1 rRNA gene is annotated in these 464 nt (G+C 57.5%); it reads right to left on the minus strand.

What is annotated here, in order from left to right:
• Window positions 1–464, minus strand: a 23S ribosomal RNA gene (locus ciss_RS09215); the annotation flags it as partial.

The raw sequence follows: 464 nt of genomic DNA on the forward strand, positions 1-464 counted from the left end.
CCTGTCCCACTCCCTACAGGCTTGGACGCGCTTTTCCAGCCGCGCGCTCAACCTATCCTTCTGCGTCACCCCTTCCCTCAAGCGGGCTCGGGTGGCAGGGGATTCTCAACCCCTTACCCATCACCTACGCCTCTCGGCCTCGGCTTAGGTCCCGGCTTACCCTGGGCGGACGAGCCTTCCCCAGGAACCCTTAGGCTTTCGGCGGGCAGGATTCTCACCTGCCTTCTCGCTTACTTATGCCGGCATTCTCACTTCCTACCAGTCCACGTAACCTCCCGGTTACGCTTCCCCCCGGTAAGAACGCTCCCCTACCCATATTGGAAGTTGGTATCTCCAACCTCCAATATGCCGAAGTTTCGGTGGCGTGCTTGAGCCCCGTTACATTTTCGGCGCAGAGTCACTCGACTAGTGAGCTATTACGCACTCTTTAAATGATGGCTGCTTCTAAGCCAACATCCTAGTTG

Source organism: Carboxydothermus islandicus (assembly GCF_001950325.1).
GTDB lineage: Bacteria > Bacillota > Z-2901 > Carboxydothermales > Carboxydothermaceae > Carboxydothermus > Carboxydothermus islandicus.